Source organism: Streptomyces sp. NBC_00390 (assembly GCF_036057275.1).
Classification (GTDB): Bacteria; Actinomycetota; Actinomycetes; order Streptomycetales; family Streptomycetaceae; genus Streptomyces.
Genome location: NZ_CP107945.1, coordinates 4,634,797 through 4,652,841, shown reverse-complemented (window position 1 = coordinate 4,652,841; position 18,045 = coordinate 4,634,797). Strand labels below are relative to the sequence as shown.

General features: G+C 71.2%; 15 protein-coding genes and 1 pseudogene. 6 read left to right on the top strand and 10 right to left on the bottom strand.

Annotation, left to right across the window (positions count from 1 at the left end; genetic code table 11):
• Positions 1-160: 160 nt before the first annotated feature.
• Positions 161-465: pseudogene (locus tag OHS70_RS20445) on the bottom strand (ATP-binding protein); the annotation flags it as partial.
• A gap of 273 nt (positions 466-738) precedes the next feature.
• Entirely contained in the window at positions 739-1,251 is a 513-nt protein-coding gene (locus OHS70_RS20440; RefSeq protein ID WP_328399237.1) for a hypothetical protein, read from the bottom strand.
• Positions 1,252-1,473: 222 nt separating this feature from the next.
• On the opposite strand from OHS70_RS20440, the gene OHS70_RS20435 reads away from it, so the two are divergent.
• Positions 1,474-2,283, top strand: a complete 810-nt coding sequence (locus tag OHS70_RS20435; RefSeq protein WP_328399236.1) for an HAD family hydrolase — start codon at positions 1,474-1,476, stop codon at positions 2,281-2,283.
• Between the two features lie 146 nt (positions 2,284-2,429).
• Here the strand turns inward: OHS70_RS20435 and OHS70_RS20430 are convergent, their stop codons facing one another.
• Both OHS70_RS20430 and OHS70_RS20425 read right to left on the bottom strand, forming a co-directional pair.
• Entirely contained in the window at positions 2,430-3,992 is a 1,563-nt protein-coding gene (locus OHS70_RS20430; RefSeq protein WP_328399235.1) for an alpha/beta hydrolase, read from the bottom strand.
• A 334-nt stretch (positions 3,993-4,326) separates the two neighbouring features.
• The gene (locus tag OHS70_RS20425; protein ID WP_328399234.1) at positions 4,327-7,167 is read right to left on the bottom strand and encodes an FAD-binding and (Fe-S)-binding domain-containing protein; all 2,841 of its coding nucleotides are present in this window, start codon (positions 7,165-7,167) and stop codon (positions 4,327-4,329) included.
• A 214-nt stretch (positions 7,168-7,381) separates the two neighbouring features.
• On the opposite strand from OHS70_RS20425, the gene OHS70_RS20420 reads away from it, so the two are divergent.
• From OHS70_RS20420 to OHS70_RS20410, 3 genes are all read left to right on the top strand, one after another.
• Entirely contained in the window at positions 7,382-8,041 is a 660-nt protein-coding gene (locus OHS70_RS20420; RefSeq protein ID WP_328399233.1) for a GTP-binding protein, read from the top strand.
• Positions 8,042-8,137: 96 nt separating this feature from the next.
• Entirely contained in the window at positions 8,138-9,256 is a 1,119-nt protein-coding gene (serC, locus tag OHS70_RS20415) for a phosphoserine transaminase (protein ID WP_328399232.1), read from the top strand.
• 150 nt (positions 9,257-9,406) lie between these two features.
• A complete protein-coding gene (locus tag OHS70_RS20410; RefSeq protein ID WP_328399231.1) occupies positions 9,407-10,018 on the top strand; it encodes a Uma2 family endonuclease in 612 nt (203 codons plus the stop codon).
• A 39-nt stretch (positions 10,019-10,057) separates the two neighbouring features.
• Here OHS70_RS20410 and OHS70_RS20405 read toward each other — a convergent pair whose 3' ends face one another.
• Positions 10,058-10,882, bottom strand: a complete 825-nt coding sequence (locus OHS70_RS20405; RefSeq protein ID WP_328399230.1) for an ABC transporter permease — start codon at positions 10,880-10,882, stop codon at positions 10,058-10,060.
• Positions 10,879-11,886, bottom strand: coding sequence for an ATP-binding cassette domain-containing protein (locus OHS70_RS20400; protein ID WP_328399229.1), 1,008 nt, complete (start codon positions 11,884-11,886; stop codon positions 10,879-10,881). Before OHS70_RS20400 ends, OHS70_RS20405 begins: the two co-directional genes overlap by 4 nt.
• Positions 11,887-11,957: 71 nt before the next feature.
• Here OHS70_RS20400 and OHS70_RS20395 point away from each other — a divergent pair, with 71 nt between their 5' ends.
• On the top strand, positions 11,958-12,737 hold the full coding sequence (locus OHS70_RS20395; protein ID WP_328399228.1) for a TetR/AcrR family transcriptional regulator: 780 nt from the start codon (positions 11,958-11,960) through the stop codon (positions 12,735-12,737).
• A gap of 119 nt (positions 12,738-12,856) precedes the next feature.
• Here the strand turns inward: OHS70_RS20395 and OHS70_RS20390 are convergent, their stop codons facing one another.
• The 3 genes from OHS70_RS20390 to OHS70_RS20380 all read right to left on the bottom strand — a co-directional run bounded on the left by OHS70_RS20390 (position 12,857) and on the right by OHS70_RS20380 (position 15,753).
• Positions 12,857-13,264: a hypothetical protein gene (locus tag OHS70_RS20390; protein WP_328399227.1), complete on the bottom strand. Its 408-nt coding sequence runs from the start codon at positions 13,262-13,264 to the stop codon at positions 12,857-12,859.
• 69 nt (positions 13,265-13,333) lie between these two features.
• Entirely contained in the window at positions 13,334-14,959 is a 1,626-nt protein-coding gene (locus tag OHS70_RS20385; RefSeq protein WP_328399226.1) for an alpha/beta hydrolase, read from the bottom strand.
• A 116-nt stretch (positions 14,960-15,075) separates the two neighbouring features.
• On the bottom strand, positions 15,076-15,753 hold the full coding sequence (locus OHS70_RS20380) for a TetR/AcrR family transcriptional regulator C-terminal domain-containing protein (protein ID WP_328399225.1): 678 nt from the start codon (positions 15,751-15,753) through the stop codon (positions 15,076-15,078).
• 206 nt (positions 15,754-15,959) lie between these two features.
• On the opposite strand from OHS70_RS20380, the gene OHS70_RS20375 reads away from it, so the two are divergent.
• A complete protein-coding gene (locus OHS70_RS20375) occupies positions 15,960-16,790 on the top strand; it encodes an MBL fold metallo-hydrolase (protein WP_328399224.1) in 831 nt (276 codons plus the stop codon).
• A gap of 148 nt (positions 16,791-16,938) precedes the next feature.
• Here OHS70_RS20375 and OHS70_RS20370 read toward each other — a convergent pair whose 3' ends face one another.
• Complete coding sequence (locus OHS70_RS20370; protein WP_328399223.1) at positions 16,939-17,925, bottom strand: WD40 repeat domain-containing protein; 987 nt, start codon at positions 17,923-17,925, stop codon at positions 16,939-16,941.
• Positions 17,926-18,045: the final 120 nt, after the last annotated feature.

The window sequence follows — 18,045 nt, the reverse complement described above, 5'->3', positions numbered from 1 at the left end:
CCAGGTATAGATCGTGAATTTGCTGGTGGGGGCCCGCTGGGGGATGCGGCTGCGTGCTTCCGTTGAGCGAGCAACTCGCTCAGCGAGCCTCCGGATAACCTGCCGGCATGGACCAGGATTACCCCCGCGTTTGCCAAGCAGTACTCCGACTCCGTCGCTCCCCCGCCTCCGGCTCGCGTTCATTCCGGGCGTTGGAGACCTCGATGCGGAGGGTTGCTTCCGTCAGCAGCAGGCGGAGTTCGAAGTCGCGGCCCGGGACGCAGCCGTGCGTCGCGGCGTTCGCGGCCAGCTCGGCGACGATCTGCGCCGCTGCGCCGGAGACGTCGCTGCCGTACGGGATGCCCCAGGCGTCGAGTCGGTGCAAGGCGCCAGGTGCCAGGCCAGGCGGGCGCCGCGGCGGGTGGACGTGAGGCGCTGGGTGAACTCAGCCGTGGGGGTGGCGGTTTCTGGGGGATGAGAAGGGATGGATACTCGGGTGGCCGACCGACTGGCGCGCCGCCATGCCCCACCCTGCCCTGCGCGCACTGACGGACCTGGCCCGCGAGCTCAGCGGCGGCCGGGGCTGAACCGCCGGCGCCGGGACAGCACCTCGGGGCCGGGGCCGGTCTGCAACAGGCGGTGCGGACCGGCCACAACAGCAGAAGCGGTCCTCATGCGACGACGTCCGGCCCGCAGGCACCACCTCGTGGTCGGCGAACATTCGCCCCACGCGAGGGCGTGCGCCGGATGCGACCGGAGTCAGGGCCCTTTCGCCTCCAGGTGATACGTCGTGTCGACCCAGAAGCCGCCCATGCTCTCCCCTTTGATCTCCAGCACGTACTCACCCGGGCTGAGCGGCGTGATACCGCCCCAGATTCCCCAGGCGTATCGGCGGGTGAACCCGGTCCGGAAGGGAGCCGAGAACTCCTGGAGCGTCAGCGGAACGCCGTTGAGCGATGCCGTCGCCTGCGCCACCGCCAGGGACAGGGGGACCTTCGAGTGCTCCCTGGTGTGCTGCATGTTGAGGACGGGGAAGAAGACCGGCCGGTCCGAGGGAATCGCGCAGCGTCGCTCCACGCGGCCGCCGTAGGTGCCTGCGAGGAACCAGAGGTCGTCCGGCTGATTCCAGGCGGCGTGCTCGCCCGTGGCGTCCCGGACCGGGCTCACGCTGTCCGGGGCCGAGAGAGCCCACTTCCACCAGCGGCCCGCGAGAGCCCCGCCCTCCTCGGCGCTCAACCACCATGTGCTGTCGATCGATTCCGTACCACTCATGGCGCCCCTCCCCTACGCAGCCCCGCCCGGGGCTCGAACAAGCGGACATTACCCGGAGCGCATCGCCGGCCCGGCAGCGACCTCGGCGTTCGGTGATGGCCTCCCTTTCCGTGAGTCAGGTGAACGCGGCATACGACTGGCACCCGTTCATGGCCGGAGCCGAGGCGGACGCGCACCGGCCGGAACGCTTCCCCGGCCGGAACGCCTCGGTAGCCTTTGCCGATGACGCAGCCCCGGCTCATCGCCACCGATCTGGACGGCACCCTCCTGCGCAGGGACGGCACCCTTTCGGAGCGGAGCCTGCGTGCCCTGCGGACCGCCACCGACGCCGGGGCGGACGTCGTCTTCGTGACCGCCAGGCCGCCCCGGTTCGTCGACCTGATCACCATCGCCACGACCGGCCTCGTCGGAACTGCCGTGTGCAGCAACGGTGCGCTGGTGTACGACCTCGCCTCGCGCACCGTCACCGCGTCCCGCGCCCTCGCCCTGCCCGTCGCCCGCGATGTGGCCACCGCACTGTCCGCTGCCGCCCCGGGGCTGGGCTTCGCCGTGGAGACGGGCCACCGGGTCCTGTACGAGCCCGCGTACGGGCTGCGGTTCGGCGTCCCCGAGGCCGAGTTCGCGGTGTCGTCACTCGCCGACCTGTGGCTGGTGGACGCACCCATCGTGCAACTGCTCGCCTGCTCGGCGCAGTTCGACGCGGACATGCTCCTGACGATCGCGGAGAACTCCGCGGGCGGCGCCGCGCAGTTCACGCACTCCGGCGGTCGCGGCCTGCTGGAGATCAGTGCGCCGGGCGTCACCAAGGCCGGCACGCTCTCGGCGCTGTGCGCGGAGCGCGGCTTCGGCCCCGAGGACGTCGTCGCCTTCGGTGACATGCCCAACGACCTGACGATCCTGCGCTGGGCGGGAGCCGGCTACGCGATGGGCAACGCCCACCCGCACGTGCTGGCGTCCGCTCCGCTGCGCACAGCGACCAACGAGGAGGACGGCGTCGCCGAGGTCCTCGAACGCCTCTACGGCATCGGCTGACTCACCGGCCCTGCCCGCCCGGGACATGACGGGACCTGATACTCCATCAGTCGAGTGCTCGGACGCGCCATGGCCCCGACGTGGCGGCCTTCCCTCGGCAGAGAAGGCCCCACGTCGATCCCCGGCCCTGAGCCGGGCCAGAAGCGTCAGCGCATACCCGGGATCCCCGGAGGGGCGGGAAGCGGAAGCCTGCGGGCCTCCTGACGGGCCGCGCTGGTGGCACGGCAGGTCACGTCCTTCGCCGGGAGCTTGCCCGTGGTCAGGTACGCGGTCGCCGTCTTGTCGGCGCAGGACTTGGAGCCGTAGATGCCGTGCCCCTCGCCCCCGGCCACCGTGACCATCCGCGAGCCCTTCAGAGCGCTGTGCAGACCGAGGCCGGTGGTCAGCGGCGTCTGGGGATCCCACTCGTTCTGCAGGATGAGCGCCTTCACCTTGTTGTCCACCGTGGTGGCGGGCTCACTGCCGTTCTTCCAGAACGCACACGGCATGATGTTCGACGAGAAGTCGCCGTACAGCGGGTACCTGGACTTGTCCTGGATCGCGTCGCGGCGGTACTGCTCGGGGTCGCGCGGCCACGCCCGTGTGTCGCCGCACACGACGGACCAGAAGCTCGCGGTTCCGTTGTCCGGGGGAACGGCACGGCCGAATGACGGCGGAGCGGGACGCTCGGGCGTCCTGGGCTTACCGGTGGGGCCCGAGGGTTTACCGGCGGCGGCCTTCTTCAGCTCGGCGATCGCCTCGGCTGCCGCGCTGACACTGAAGAACATCGCGCGGCCGCCGCGGATGTCGTCGCCCGTCATCGCAGTGCCGTCGAGTTCGATGGGCTTGCGGTCGGCTCGGGCTACCAGGTCCCAGAAGGTCTTGCGGACTGCCTCCGGGGTCTTGCCCAGCTTGTACTGCGCGTGGCGCCGGGCGGTCCACTCGGTCCATCTCGTGAACGCGGGCTCGGCACCCTCCGCCCACACCTGGATCATGCCTCGCCAGATCCGCTTCGGGTCGACGGCGCTGTCCAGCACGAACCGGTCGGCGCGCCGGGGGAACATCTGCGTGTAGACCGCGCCGAGGTATGTGCCGTAGGAGTACCCGAGGTAGGAAATCTTCTTCTCGCCCAGCACGCTCCGGATCACGTCCATGTCGCGGGCGGTGTTGCGCGTGGTGATGTGCCGCAGCTTGTCACCTGCCTTGGCGTGGCACTTCTTCGCGACAGTACGCGCCCAGGACACGTCCTTCTCGAAGGTCGCGGCCTTGTAGGGGCGCTCCCAGATCTCTTCCTTACTGTTCAGACCGCAGCTGACGGGAGAGCTCTGTCCGACGCCCCGCGGATCGAAGCCGATGAGGTCGTACTGCTTCTTCACGGCCTTGGGCAGGTCGGCCTCCAGCAGGAGCGGCATGTCGATGCCTGGACCGCCCGGGCCTCCGGGGTTGATCAGGAGTACGCCGCGACGCTCGGCAGAGGTGGCCGTTCTGATCCGCGATATCGCGACGCGGATCTGCTTGCCGCCGGGACGGCTGTAGTCGAGCGGCACCTTGATGTCGGCGCACTGCAGACGGGCGGGGGTGGATGTGTCGCAGCGGTGCCACGCGGGCTTCTGCTGCAGGTACTGCTTCATGGGGTTCTCGGCGGCAGAGGCCGTGGCAGGGGCGAGCGCGGGCACGAGGGTCGCGACCGCGCTCACCGCCAGGAGGGGGGCTATGTTCCGGCTTCGCACAGAGGAGCCTTCTGTTGGGTGCGTTCAGGACGCTCCCACCCTCTCCTTCAAGGCAGTTGGGACGAATCCGTCGGCAGGGCCGACTCTCTCCGACTCCAGGCGTACCCACGTGCGCGAGGCATGGTCCTCTGGTCGTAGGCGGCGAACCGGCCGCGGGCAGCGACGGGGTGGGGCGGGCGGCCGGTCACGCGTACCGCGACCGGGCGGGGCGGCTACGCGCACCCGCGAACGGCAGGGGCACTCACGCACCGCGCCATGGCCCGGCGGGCGGCTGCGGCCCCCGCTGGTCACGGTGCCGTGGACGTCGGCACGGTGCCTCGTGCACCGGGGCGCCTCACCGAAGGCCCTCCTCCGGTGCGTCCTCCAGTGCCTCCGCCAGCACCTCCGCCAGGTGTCGCGCCCCCCGCCCCGCCAGCTGGTCCAGCTGGACGCGGCACGAGAAACCGTCCGCCAGCAGCTCGGCACCGGCGGGCGCCGCCCGCACCGCGGGCAGCAGCTCGTCCTCCGCGCACGCCACCGACACCTCGTAATGGCCCGCCTCGAACCCGAAGTTGCCCGCGAGTCCGCAGCACCCACCGCTCAACTCGCCCTCCAGACCAGCCTGTTCCCTCAGCCGGTGCTCCGCCGCGACACCCAGCACCGCGTGCTGGTGGCAGTGCGTCTGGCCCGCCACCCGGCGGCCGATGTACGGCGGGGTCCACTCGGGCGCGCACTCCTCGAGCGCCTGGGCGAAGGTCCGCACGGACCCCGCCAGCCGGCCCGCCCGCGGATCACCCGTCAGCAGTTCCGGCAGGTCCGTCTTCAGGGCCGCCGCGCAGCTCGGCTCCAGCACCACCACCGGCACGCCCAGGTCCAGCAGCGGCTCCATCGTGTCGAGCGCCCGGCGCATGACCGTACGCGCCCGGTCCAGCTGGCCCGTCGAGACGTACGTCAGCCCGCAGCACACCCGGCCCGGCGGCAGGGCGATGCCGATGCCCGCCGCCTCCATGACCCGTACCGCGGCCCGCCCCGTCCGCGGGGAGAAGTGGTCGGTGAAGGTGTCCGGCCACAGCACCGCCGTACGGCTCTCGTCGAGGACCTCCGTGCGCTCCCCCATGTGCTCCCGCAGCCAGCGCCGGAACGTGACCGGCGCCAGGGGCGGGATGTCCCGCTCCGGCGCGATGCCGCCGATGCGCTTGGCCAGAGCGGCCAGCGGGCGCACGCCGGCCAGGGCGTTGACGGCCCCCGCGAAGGGCGCCGCCATCCGCAGCCACTGCGGCAGGCGGCCCATCGCGTAGTGGGCGGCCGGGCGGCGCCGGCCCGCGTAGTGGTGGTGCAGGAACTCCGCCTTGTACGTGGCCATGTCCACCCCCACCGGGCAGTCGCTGCGGCACCCCTTGCACGCCAGGCACAGGTCCAACGCGTCCCGCACCTCGGTCGAGCGCCAGCCGTCCGTGACGATCTCGCCCGCGAGCATCTCGTGCAGCAGCCGCGCCCGGCCGCGTGTCGAATGGGCCTCCTCGCCCGTGGCGCGGAAGGACGGGCACATCACGCCGCCGCCCGCGGCGGCGCTCCGGGCACGGCATTTGGCGACCCCGACACAGCGCCGCACCGCGCCGGCGAAGTCGCCGCCGTCGTGGGGATAGCCGAAGACGACGTCCACCGGCCGACCGGGCAGCACGGCGAAGCGGAGGTTGGCGTCGAGCGGGTCGGGGCGGACCAGCATGCCCGGGTTCATGCCGCCCGCCGGGTCCAGCAGGTCCTTGAACCGGCCGAACAGCGTGACCAGTTCGTCGCCGTACATCTTCGGCAGCAGCTCGGCGCGCGCCTGCCCGTCGCCGTGCTCGCCCGACAGCGAGCCGCCGTACGCGACGACGAGCTCGGCCACCTGCTCGGAGAACGCGCGGAACCGCCCGATGCCCTCCCGGCTCAGCAGGTCGAAGTCGATCCGGACATGGATACAGCCGTCGCCGAAGTGCCCGTAGGGCGTGCCGCGCAGCCCGTGCCCGGTCAGCAGCTCCCGGAAATCGCGCAGATACGCACCCAGTCGGGCAGGCGGCACGGCGCAGTCCTCCCAGCCCGGCCAGGCCTCGCCGCCCATGGGCGTGCGTGTGGCGGTGCCGGCCGCGTCCTCCCGTACGCGCCACAGCGCGCGCATCCCGGCCGCGTCGTCGACGACGGTCCCGTCGAGCGCGTCGGCCGCCCGTACGATCTCCGTCGCCCGCGCCCGTGCCTCGGCGGCCGTGTCGCCGCCGGTCTCGACGAACAGCCAGGCCCGGCCGCGCGGCAGCACGTGCGCGTCCGGGACCAGGTCGTCCGCCATGCCCTCGACGGTCAGCGGGCGGTGGGCGAGCAGTCCGGCGGCCGCGTCGGCGGCTGCGGTCTCGTCCGGATAGCCGAGCACGGCGAGCGCCCGCGCACCCGGGGTGTCCACCAGGGCGACCGTCGCCTCGGTCACCACGCCCAGAGTGCCCTCGCTGCCGCAGAAGGCGCGGGCGAGGTCGACGCCGTTCTCGGGGAGCAGGGCACCGAGTGCGTATCCGGAGATGAGGCGGGGCAGGCCGGCCGGGTAACCGGTGCGCAGCAGGGCGAGATGCCCCTCGACGAGTTCGCGCACTGCGGCAGGCACACCGCTGCCGTCCCATCCGCGGCCCAGACGCAGCAGGTCACCGCCGTAGGTGCGCACGGCGAGTGAGCGGACGTTGTCGGCGGTCGTGCCCCAGGCGACCGAGTGAGCGCCGCAGGCGTTGTTGCCGATCATGCCGCCCAGCGTGCAGCGGCTGTGCGTCGACGGGTCGGGTCCGAACGCCAGCCCGTCCCGTGCGACGGCGGCCTGGAGTCTGTCGAGGACGACACCCGGCTGGACGACCGCGGTGCGCGCGGCCGGGTCGATGCCCACGATCGCGTTCATGTGGCGGGTGAAGTCCAGGACGACGCCCGTCCCGGTGGCCTGCCCCGCGATCGAGGTGCCGCCGCCGCGCGGCACGACGGGTACGCCGTGCGCCCGGCACACCTCCAGCGCCGCGGCCACGTCGTCGGCGTCGCGTGGCGCGACGACACCGACCGGGACACGCCGGTAGTTGGAGGCGTCCATGGTGGTCAGGGCCCTGGCTGTCACGCCGAAGTCGACACCTCCGCGCACCGCGCGGGCCAGGTCGCGCGCGAGGTCGCCGGTGTTCCCGTGATGATCGGCCATGTCTTCCAGCATGGCCCCTGTGCGTGACGTCACACCGGCAGGAACCGGGCCACTTGCACACGTTGCGCCCCGGACCGGGCGCCGGAATACCGCAAGACATGGCTGCGTGATCGGCAACTCTCCTATAGTTACTGCCACTTCATCAGGAAGCAGCGGCTCCAGTTGCGCCACCGCACCCCGGAAGGCCCTCGATGACCGGCACCGACGAGAACCGATGAACCGCGCCACCCGGGCGATCCCCGCGGCGCACCCCCGCCCCGGCTGCCGCCGTCAGATCACGGCACAGGCCCCGGCCCCGGAACAGACCGACGGACCGGGCGGGAACCTGGGCAGCGCCCTGAAGATCGCCGTCGTCGGCGGCTTCGGGTCGGGAAAGACCACCATGGTCCGCTCCGTCAGCGAGATCCGTACGCTGCACACGGAGGAGGCGATCAGCGGCGGGTGCCTGGCGCTCGGCGACACGCCCCGGGTCCGCGACAAGGCGGCGACCACGGTCGGTCTCGACTTCGGCCGGATCACGATCCGCGGGCACAGCGTCCTGTATCTGTTCGGCGCTCCCGGCCACGAGCGCTTCCGCTTCCTGTGCGACCGTCTGCTCGACGGCACGCCCGGAGCCGTCGTCCTCGTCGACACCCGTGCGCTCACCGACTCCTGGTACGCCGTGGACCGACTCAAGCGTCACGGCACGCCGTTCATCGTCGCCGTCAACGACTTCGGCGGTCCGTTCCACTCCCAGGACCACATCCGTGAGGTGCTCGCGGTGCCGGACGACGTACCCCTGATGGAGTTCGACGCGCGGGACCACTCCTCCAGCAGGTTCGTGCTGATCGCGCTGGTGGAGCATCTGCGCGCGCAGAAGAGCCGCCGGCCCTGAACCACGACACCTGACCAGCGCATCAGCCGGGTGGATCGCGTCTCATCCGCCGGACCGCACATGTGCCGGGCCGCCGGACCCGTTACGCTCCCGAACGTGGCTGAGATCCAGATTCCCGCTGACATCAAGCCCGCCGACGGCCGTTTCGGCGCGGGCCCCTCCAAGGTGCGTACGGAGGCGCTGGACGCCCTGGCCGCCACCGGCACCTCACTCCTCGGTACGTCCCACCGCCAGGCCCCGGTCAAGAACCTGGTCGGCGAGGTACGCGCCGGCGTGCGTGACCTCTTCTCCCTCCCCGAGGGCTACGAGGTGATCCTGGGCAACGGCGGCTCCACCGCCTTCTGGGACATCGCGACGCACGGCCTGATCGAGAACAAGTCGCAGCACCTGTCCTTCGGCGAGTTCTCCTCCAAGTTCGCCAAGGCGGCCAAGCTGGCGCCCTGGCTGGCCGAGCCGACCGTGATCTCCTCCGACCCGGGCACCCACCCCGAGCCGCAGGCCGAGGCGGGCGTCGACGTCTACGGCTTCACCCACAACGAGACCTCGACCGGTGTCGCCGCCCCGATCGAGCGGGTCGCCGGCGCGGACGAGGGCGCCCTGGTCCTGGTGGACGCCACCTCCGGCGCGGGCGGCCTGCCGGTCGACATCGCCGAGACGGACGTCTACTACTTCGCCCCGCAGAAGTCGTTCGCCTCCGACGGCGGCCTGTGGATCGGCGTCTTCTCGCCGGCCGCCCTGGAGCGCGCGGCCCGCATCCACGCGTCCGGCCGCCATGTCCCCGAGTTCTTCTCGCTGCCGACGGCGATCGACAACTCGCTGAAGAACCAGACGTACAACACCCCGGCGCTGGCGACGCTCTTCCTGCTCAACGAGCAGCTGAAGTGGATCAACGGCCAGGGCGGCCTGGACTGGTCGGTCGGCCGCACCGCCACCTCCTCGCGCACCCTGTACGGCTGGGCCGAGGAGTCCAAGTACGCGACCCCGTTCGTGTCCGACCCGGCCAAGCGCTCGCAGGTCATCGGCACGATCGACTTCGCCGACGAGATCGACGCGGCCGCCGTCGCCAAGACGCTGCGCGCCAACGGCATCGTCGACACCGAGCCGTACCGCAAGCTGGGCCGCAACCAGCTGCGCGTGGCGATGTTCCCGGCGATCGACCCGGCGGACGTCGAGGCGCTGACGGCGTGCATCGACTACGTGATCGACAAGCTCTGACAGCAGCCTGCTTCGAGGGGCCCGGCACGCGACCACAGGTCAGCGCGCCGGGCCCTTGATCGCTCAATGGTGTGACGATCCGCCTTCCGGACGTCGAGCGACCTTGCGCCCTACGATGATGCTCTCGACACCAGCCATCAGGAGGCCCGCATGTCTGCCGCAGCAGTCGAGCACCCCTGTGACGGCGAGCCGCGAGAGTTGCTCAAGGAGGCCGACCGCCTCATGGAGCAGCTCCCTGGTCACCGCGTCGAGATCATCGGAGGCGTCATCACCGTGGCTCCACCCCCAGACAGCAACCACGCCGTCGTACTGACGAATCTGATGATTCCGTTCCTGTCCGCGGGGCTGCACGGCGACGAGACGAACGTGCTCCAGGGCGTCGGCCTGTGGCTACCGGACGGCGAGGACTACGCCATCCCCGACCTGGCAATCGTCGACGCCGACGCCGACGAGCACCTGATCGAGTTCAATTGCTACGACCCGGCAGTCTTCCGGCTCGTCCTCGAAGTCACGTCCAGCAACTACCGGAACGACCTGCGGAACAAGGTCGTCGCCTACGCCCAGGCCAAGGTCCCCGTCTACGTGGTCGTCGACCGCAAGCACACCCGGGTCCACGTCCTGACCAACCCACTCACCAACGAGTACGACAGCCACGAGGTCTACGCGCCCGGCCAGCAGGTCACCCTCCCCGACTCGATCGGGGCCGAGGTGAAACTGGACGTGGCCGAGCTGCTGAAGGCCGGGGAGCGCAAGACCACCTGACCCCCCGGCCACCGGCCCCCGGCCCCCGGCCTTCATGCCTCAGCGGCTCAGCCGCTGGAAGCGGCGCACCGCCAGCGGCAGGAACACCGCCGTGATCACCAGCGGCCACACCACCGCCATCAGCAGCGCATGCTCCTGGATCCAGCTGCCGTCGCTCGCCACCGGGTTGCCGAACAGCTCGCGGGCCGCCGCCGCAGTCGAGGAGATCGGGTTCCAGGCGGCTACCGTGCCCAGCCAGTCCGGCATCGTCGACGGCGGCACGAAGACGCTGGAGATCATCGTGAGCGGGAACGCCACCGCGTACAGCCCGCCGGCCGCCTCCGTGGTGGGGACGAGCAGGCCGAGCAGGATGCCCACCCAGATCAGGCAGAACCGCAGGAGCAGCAGCAGCCCGAACGCGCCCAGCGCGGCGAGCACTCCGGAGTCGGAGCGCCAGCCCATCGCGTAGGCCGTCGCCGCCAGGATGGTCAGTTCGGCGCAGGCCACGATCAGGTCGTTGACGCCGCGCCCGGTGACCACCGCGGAGGGCGCCATCGGCATGGAGCGGAAGCGGTCGATGACGCCCTTGGAGACGTCGGTGACCACCGCGATCGCTGTGTTCATGAAGCCGAACGCCATGGTCATCGCGAACATGCCCGGCATCAGGAAGTCGCGGACGCTGCCGCCGTCGGGGGCCTTCATCGCGCCGCCGAAGACGTATCCGTACAGCAGCACGGAGATGATCGGGAAGCCCAACTGCCAGGCGATGAGGACCGGCTGGCGCTGGTAGTACGTCAGCCCGCGGCGCACCACGTTCCAGCAGTCGGCCACCGCCCAGTACGCCCGCCCCCGCCGGTCCGTGAGCGTCAGATCCACCGTGCTCATGCTGCTGTCCCCTCCTGGGTGCCGTGGCCGGTCAGGCGCAGGAACACATCGTCGAGGCTGGGCCTGCGCAGCCCGATGTCCTCCACCGCGATCCCCTCGTCCTGGAGGGCGCGCGCCACCTCGGTCAGTGCCGCGACCCGGTCTGTCACGGGTGCGTGCACCCGCCGGTCGGTCTCGTCCGTGGCCGGTTCGGTGTCGGCGACCCGGGCAAGGGTCTTGGCGACCATCGGAAGGTCGGCGGCCTCGCGCGCGACCACCTCGATCCGGTCGCCGCCCACCCGGTTCTTCAGCCCGTCCGGGGTGTCGTCGGCAATGGCCCTGCCCTGGTCGATGACGGTGATACGGGAGGCGAGCCGGTCCGCCTCCTCCAGGTACTGCGTGGTGAGCAGGACGGTGGTGCCGCCAGCCACCAGGGCACGTACGCCGTCCCAGACCTCGCCGCGCGAGCGCGGGTCGAGCCCGGTCGTGGGCTCGTCCAGGAACAGCACGTCCGGCGCGAGAATCATCGAGGCGGCCAGGTCCAGCCGGCGCCGCATGCCGCCGCTGTACTTCCCGACCCCCTTGTCCGCGGCCTCCACCAGGTCGAACTGCTCCAGCAGTTCGACCGCGCGGCGCGCCGCCCGCCTGCCGCCCAGGTGGAAGAGCCGCCCGAACATCTCCAGGTTCTGACGTCCCGTCAAGATCTCGTCCACCGCGGCGTACTGCCCGGTGAGCCCGATCCGCGCCCGCACCCGGCGCGGATCACGGGCCACGTCGACCCCCGCCACCCGCGCCCGGCCGCCGTCGAACCGCAGCAGCGTCGCGAGGACGCGGACCGCGGTGGTCTTGCCCGCGCCGTTCGGCCCGAGCAGTCCGTGCACCGTCCCTCTGCGTACGGCGAGGTCGAAGCCGTCCAGGGCGCGCTTGTCCCCGTACCGCTTCTCCAGCCCCTCCGCCATGACGGCGTATTCGTCCACAGCCCCTCCAAGACATCGAACCGGTCGACACCGAACCCGTCGAACCATTAATTGGGTACAGCGTACTCACATGAGGGTACACCGTACTCAGTTTCTGTCCACGGGATTAGGGTGAGCCCATGACGACGACCGAAACGAGCGGCAGCGGCGACGTCTCGCGCAGCCTCGAACTCCTGTGGGGCACCAGCGAGCGCCCCTCCCGCGGCCCCAAGCCGGGCCTCACGCTCGACCGGATCGTGACGGCCGCCGTCGAGATCGCCGACGCCGAAGGGCTGGCCGCCGTATCGATGCGCCGCCTGTCCACCGAGCTGGGCACCGGCACGATGTCCCTGTACCGGTACGTCCCCGGCAAGGCCGAACTCCTCGACCTGATGCTCGACCGGGTCGCGGGCATCCCCCTCGACAACCGCACGTACGCCCCCGACAGCGACGACTGGCGCGACGCCGTGCGTGCCATGGCCCGCGCCCATCTCGACCTCTACCGGGCACACCCCTGGCTGCTCAAGGTGAACCAGGCCCGCACGGTCCTCGGACCCAGCGCCGTACGCGGTCTGGAGACTGCGCTGGCCGCCCTGCAGGGCATGGGACTGAGCGACCCCGAGGTGATCTCGGTGATCATCTCCGTGCAGAGCTTCGTGTCGGGCATCGCCCGGATGGAGCTGGAGACGGCGGAGGCCGCGCAGCAGACCGGCATGAGCGACGCGGAGTTCTGGAAGAGCCAGGAGCCGTTCCTGACCCGGGCGATGGAGACCGGCTCGTACCCGATGCTGGCGGAGCTGTCCGAGGACGCGTTCTCACCGGAGTTCGACCACTTCGGCTTCGGCCTCGCCCGGCTGGTCGAGGGCCTCGAGGTCCTGGTCCGCGAGCGCGGCGCGGAGGCGGACCGGCCGGACGAGTGATCCGGCCTCCGGCTGTCGGCACCGTCGAAGGGCACCGGATGCCGCTCATCCCGACGAGCGTGAGGCCGAGCCGTTCGACGGCGTCGCGGACCGTCGCCAAGCCGATCCGGCGGCGCCTGTCACAGTCGCCCCGAGGAGCCCTCGCCCTCCCGCAACAGCCATTCCCCGACCGACGGAACACGGTCAAGGAGCCGGCTGAACTGCATCCCCTCTTCGCATGAGGTCACCCTCGGCAGCGGGGTGAAATCGTCGGGCAGCATGTCCAGCAGGCTCGTCACGCGCTCGCCCGCGCGCAGCGTGAGCAGCAGCTCGCACCGCAGCTGACGCGGGATGTCCGGGCGGTGGGACAGGCTGTTCCACAGGGCCGGCCACAGGTAGTGGGTTCCGTCGGGCGCCGCATTCGCCATCACCCACGCCGGGTCCAACCGCTGGTTGAAGCCGAGCTCATCTGCCCGCTCCTCCAGCCTGAGCAGCGAGGCCGTGTCGATGGCCTTGACCTCACGAGGCAGCTGCTGTTGCGGGTTCATCGCCCCATGCTGCCCGACAGACCCCATGACGAGCGGCCGGCCTCGGAGAGCCGCCGGCCTCGTAGAGCGTCATTCCGTCAGGACTTCCCGGCCGTCCAGGGCACCGCCGCCCGTGTCCATGCCGCCGCTTGGCTTGGCACGGGAGAACGGGGGCGTGTCCTGCCGGCAGGTGGCTCCGGGCGGGGGAAGGACACCGTCGACCAAGTAGCGGTTCTCGTAATCGCTCGCACAGCGGCTCGGGTTGAGCAGCACGGCGTGCCCGTAGCCCTGGACGGTCAGCAGCCGGGCGTCGGCCAGCAGGCGGGTCATGGCCCGCGCCCCCTGGTAGGGGGTGGCCGGGTCGAAGGTCGTGTTGACCACGAGAACAGGGCCGGCGGTGGGGTGGTTCCACGGGCCGGTGTAAGGGTCGGCCGCTGTCACCGGCCAGGTGGCGCACGCCGAGGTGGCCCAGGCCATGATGCGTCCGATGTCCCCGGCCCGGGCACGGCTGAACGCGTCCAGGGCGGTGTAGCGCCTCGTGTCAGGGGGGTTGGGGCTTTCGCCGCATCGCACCGCGTCGATCTGCTCGAATCCCGGATACGGCACGGGGCCCGGAGGAGGCGGAGGTGTCTGCGGGGTGCGGCGCTGCCACAGAGTCTCCAGCTGGGTGGCCAGGGTGGTCCAGCCCGGATGGACGGTGTAGAGACCTGCGTGCACAATGCTGACGGTCGCGGCGTAGGTCCAGGGGCCCTGCGGACGCTGCTCAAGGCGCCGCAGAAGCCGGTTGAACTTGTCACGGGTCGCGTCCGGGCTTCCTGCGGAGAACGCACAGCGGTCGCGGGTGGCACGCCCGCACAGGTCCAGAAACTGCTCCAGGGTCGCGGCGGCGCTCAGGTCGGCGTCATTTCGCTGGAACGTGGTCAGGCGGGGTTCGCGCTTCGACCCGCCGTTCACCCAGCCCACGGGGTCGATGTTGCCGTCCAGGACCATGGCACGGACGTTGCCGGGGAAGAGGTTGGCGTAGGTGGCGCCCAGGAACGTCCCGTAGGACACCCCGAGATAGCTCAATTGCCGGTCGCCGACCGCCTGCCGGAGCCGGTCCAGGTCACGGGCCGTGTCGGCGGTGTTCACATGGCGCAGCAGCTCGGGGTCACGGCGCTCGCAGAGCCGGCCGAGCTCGGCGGACGACTTGAAGACCGTCGCCCTCTCGCGTGCGTCGACCGGAAAGCCGACCGGGACCCGTTCCTGCCAGGCAAGAGCCTCCTTCGTGGTGCCGAAACAGCGCACGGCGGTGCTGTCACCCACCCCGCGCGGATCCCAGCTGACGACGTCGAACCGCTGCCGCAGCTCGCGGGGGAACAGGTCGTACCAGTGCGGCAGCGCCTTCGTCCCGGCGCCGCCGGGGCCACCCGGGTTGACGAAGAGCGTGCCGATGCGGTGCCCGGGCCCGGTCGCCCGGTGTCTGATGACGGCGAGCTCGATCGTGCGTCCCCCGGGCTCGCGGTAGTCCAGTGGCACCTTCGAGGTCGCGCAGTCGAAACCGATCGCGGCGGGGCAGGCGCTCCAGTCCAGACGGGGCGCCGGACCCGAGGGGGCCGGCCCGCCGACGGGTACGCCGGCCGGTGCGAGCCCGGTGAGGGGCACCGCGCAGATCACCGCTGCGACGGCGGCAGCGGCACACCGCCCACTGCCCACCGCGCGTCCTGGTATGTGCATGCTTCTCCGTTCGCCGGCGCGGGCATCCACCCCGATACGACCCCTGCCCGGCCGGGCCCGCAACGGGCGACGGCCGAATGGGGCAGCGGGACCGAGCGCCGCGCAGGCCCGGGAGACTAACCCGCGGCGGGGGCCAGCCGTCGCAACGCGTCGATCAGCAGCTCGACGCCGAACGCGAACTCCGCCTCGTGATCGTTCACCGCGAGGATCGGCGCGACCTTGGCCACCGCCGGGAAGCCCGAACCCGCGAAGTAGGCGGCACGGGCCTGCTCCGCCGCCTCCTTGTCCCACTCCGCCGACGCCTGGGGCACTCTGAACTCCTGTAGCAGCGAGCCCACTTGGAAGGAGACGAACAGCCGCAGCGCATGCACGGCCGCCGCCTCGCCGAAGCCGTGCTCGAGCATCATCGCGAGCATCGTGTCCACCGGGGCGAGCGCCGTAGGGGTCGACAGCTGGCGCATCAGGACGAGTTCACCGGCCCGCGGGTGGCGCAGCGCGGCCTGCCGGAAGCCGTACGCGATGGAACGGACCCCGTCCTCCCAGTCTCCGGTCATCCGGCGGGGCATCCGCATCTCGGTGGTGATGTACTCGGTGACCCCGTCGAGGATGTCCGCCTTGCTCTGCACATGGTTGTAGAGCGACATCGCCTGCACCCCGAGGCGGGCCGCGATCCGCCGCATCGACAGGCCGTCGACCCCCTCCTCGTCGATGATCTCCAGCGCCGCTTCGACGATGCGCGCGCGGCTCAACGGCTCACGATCTTCCGGGACTTCGTGCCTGGACTCAGAGGCCATGGGTGGCGGCTCCTCTTTCGGGTGGCAACGCGCGGTAACGGTTGACGACTTACAGCGTAAGTGCTTCGCTCCTGACCTGTACTTACGGTGTAAGTGGCGCAACTGCTGCGTCGGCAAGGCGAGATGCGCGCATCCACGTCAGCACGACCGCCATCCTCTCCCAGCCCGGCTCTGTGCCGGGTCTCCCCCTGTGAGCAGGAGGCACGATGTCTGTGCGTACCATCCCGAATGCCCAGCGGCGTTCTTCCGTTGTCATCCACCACCTCGACTGCGCGCCCATGCGTCCGCTCGGCGCTCCCCCGCTCGTCACCCACTGCCTGCTGGTGGCGACCAACAGCGGGCTCGTCCTCGTCGACACCGGCCTCGGCGCCGCCGACATCGCGGACCCGCGCCGGCTCGGGGCGATGTTCCGCCACACGATGCGGCCCGAACTCGATCTGTCCCGAACGGCGGTCCACCAGATCAGGGCGCTCGGGTACGACCCGTACGACGTGAGCGACATCGTCATCACCCATCTCGACCTGGACCACGCAGGCGGCCTCGCCGACTTCCCGCAGGCCAGGGTGCATGTCACGGGCGACGAATACCGCTCGGCCATGCGCCGTGACACCCGGCTCGAAGCGAACCGCTACCGGCCCGCCCAGTGGGCGCACGGCGTGGACTGGATCGTCCACGACACCGCCGACGCCACCTGGCTGGGGTTCCCGGCGTCGCGGGTGCTGCGCGGACCGGACATCCTGCTGGTGCCGCTGCCCGGCCACACCCGGGGACACAGCGCCGTAGCCGTCCAGGAGCCGGACCGCTGGCTGCTGCACGCGGGCGACGCCTACTTCTTCCACGGTGAGATGGATCTGCGGCGCCCCCGCTGCCCCCGCACGCTGGCACTCCACCAGCGTCTCGTCGCGGACGACCACGAGCTGCGGCTGAGCGGGCTGGAACACCTGCGCGAACTGCGCCGCACGCATCCCCGCCTGATCCGCTTCTTCTCGTCGCACGACGCGCAGGAGTTCGCGCAGCTGGCATCGAGGGACCGCTAGGCCGGCAGGGACGGCCGCAGGGACGATCAGTGAGGACAACCGGTAGGGACGAGCGGAGCCGCGCGGCGGGGCCCGGGCGCCGGACGTTCCTCAGCCCCGGGCCCGGACTTCACGCCAGAAGGCGTGCGTTGAAGGTGTGACGAAACAGCTAGGCCCGACGGCGCAGCAGCCGCTTGACCCCGAGCACGATCGCCGCAGCGCCGCCGAGGACCAGCAGCCCGAGGGTGGTGACCGTGCTCCGGTCCCCTTCATCCCCCGCAGCCGCGTCGTCGCCGCCCGGCTTCGCGCGGTCGCCGCCACCGGAACCGGAGCCGGACGCCTCGGAGTCCTTCTTCACCTCGACCCGCTGGACGTCGCTCTGCTCGCCCTCCGTGCCGAACATCAGCGCCGTGCCGTCAAGCGTGTACGTCACCGACTCCGACTGCCCCTGGATCGGCGCGCGCACCGAGGAGTCGGCCGCGAGCCTGCCGTCCTTCCACACGTAGGCACGGGCGCTGAAGTACGAGCGCAGCACCAGCTCCTTGCCGTCCGGGGAGAAGGCGCCGTCGGTCACCCACGGCACCTCCCCGATCCGCCGGAACACATTGGTGCCGGACGCGCTGAGCGTGGCGGGCCCTTCGTACAGCCCTCCGCCGTCCTCGTTCTTCGAGGCGATGTAGACCCGCCCGGTGACGGGGTGCACCATCATCGCCTCGGCGTTGCGCGGCCCGTCGGCGTACTGCACGGTGAACTGCGTGGCGCGCACGGTCGCGTCCCGCAGCCGCTTCGGCTCCGGCAGGCGGTAGATCCACACGTGGTCCCAGCTGCCGTCGAGGTTGTCGCCGATGTCCCCGACGTAGATGTTGCCGTCCCGCCCGACGGAGATCGCCTCCATGTCACGCGGTTCGCCGACCCCCTGAAGAGTGATCGTCGCGACGGTCTCCCCGGTCCTGGAGTCGACGGCGAAGATGCGCGGCTCGTCCTGGTCGTTGTGCGTCCAGTACACCCCGGGGTGTGCGCGGCTGGCGGCAAGCCCGCTGGACTCGGTGATCCGCGGGTCCTTGATCGTGAACCCGGAGTCGTCGTCGGCGGCGGCGGGGACGGCGGCGGCGAGCACCAGGACGGCGGCACCGGCGGCATACGGAAACGAACGCATGCCCCCCAGCCTGCCACCTCGGCCTTTGCCACGGGCGCCGCCGCTGCCCCGGCCGCTCCTGCCTCAGGTGAGGTCCCGTACGGCGGAGTCCGGCCGTGTCCAGCCTCACATCGCAGCACA

Excerpts from the sequence above, each read along its gene's own strand:
- OHS70_RS20410 (WP_328399231.1), top strand. The coding sequence starts at position 9,407 with ATGTCTGCCGCAGCAGTCGAGCACCCCTGTGACGGCGAGCCGCGAGAG.
- OHS70_RS20380 (WP_328399225.1), bottom strand. The coding sequence starts at position 15,753 with ATGGCCTCTGAGTCCAGGCACGAAGTCCCGGAAGATCGTGAGCCGTTG.
- OHS70_RS20405 (WP_328399230.1), bottom strand. The coding sequence starts at position 10,882 with ATGAGCACGGTGGATCTGACGCTCACGGACCGGCGGGGGCGGGCGTAC.
- OHS70_RS20385 (WP_328399226.1), bottom strand. The coding sequence starts at position 14,959 with ATGCACATACCAGGACGCGCGGTGGGCAGTGGGCGGTGTGCCGCTGCC.
- OHS70_RS20395 (WP_328399228.1), top strand. The coding sequence starts at position 11,958 with ATGACGACGACCGAAACGAGCGGCAGCGGCGACGTCTCGCGCAGCCTC.
- OHS70_RS20390 (WP_328399227.1), bottom strand. The coding sequence starts at position 13,264 with ATGAACCCGCAACAGCAGCTGCCTCGTGAGGTCAAGGCCATCGACACG.
- OHS70_RS20370 (WP_328399223.1), bottom strand. The coding sequence starts at position 17,925 with ATGCGTTCGTTTCCGTATGCCGCCGGTGCCGCCGTCCTGGTGCTCGCC.
- OHS70_RS20400 (WP_328399229.1), bottom strand. The coding sequence starts at position 11,886 with ATGGTTCGACGGGTTCGGTGTCGACCGGTTCGATGTCTTGGAGGGGCT.
- OHS70_RS20420 (WP_328399233.1), top strand. The coding sequence starts at position 7,382 with ATGAACCGCGCCACCCGGGCGATCCCCGCGGCGCACCCCCGCCCCGGC.
- OHS70_RS20375 (WP_328399224.1), top strand. The coding sequence starts at position 15,960 with ATGTCTGTGCGTACCATCCCGAATGCCCAGCGGCGTTCTTCCGTTGTC.
- OHS70_RS20440 (WP_328399237.1), bottom strand. The coding sequence starts at position 1,251 with ATGAGTGGTACGGAATCGATCGACAGCACATGGTGGTTGAGCGCCGAG.
- OHS70_RS20425 (WP_328399234.1), bottom strand. The coding sequence starts at position 7,167 with ATGGCCGATCATCACGGGAACACCGGCGACCTCGCGCGCGACCTGGCC.
- OHS70_RS20435 (WP_328399236.1), top strand. The coding sequence starts at position 1,474 with ATGACGCAGCCCCGGCTCATCGCCACCGATCTGGACGGCACCCTCCTG.